General features: G+C 71.5%; 1 protein-coding gene. It reads left to right on the forward strand.

What is annotated here, in order from left to right:
* Window positions 1-35: 35 nt before the first annotated feature.
* On the forward strand, window positions 36-253 hold a 218-nt coding region (locus OP18_RS50875), incomplete at its 3' end, for a hypothetical protein (RefSeq protein WP_211273943.1).

Genomic DNA, 253 nt, shown 5'->3' on the forward strand with positions numbered 1-253 from the left:
GGCCCCTCGTGTCGGTCGACGGTGCTGACGGTGTCGTGGACGTGCACATCGTCCTGGAGCGGGCCGCGGACACACCGTTGACGGTGACCGCGACGGTCGCCGGTGTCACCACGACGGTGCCGGTCGCGGCAGGGCAGGTCGAGGCATCGCTGCGGGTGCGGGTGCCGGACGTGCGCCTGTGGTGGCCGCGTGGCTACGGCGCCGCGGACCTGTATGACCTGACGGTCGAGTTGAGCGCTGCTGATGGGGCACT

Origin of the sequence: Dactylosporangium aurantiacum, assembly GCF_000716715.1 — a bacterium.
Classification (GTDB): domain Bacteria; phylum Actinomycetota; class Actinomycetes; order Mycobacteriales; family Micromonosporaceae; genus Dactylosporangium; species Dactylosporangium aurantiacum.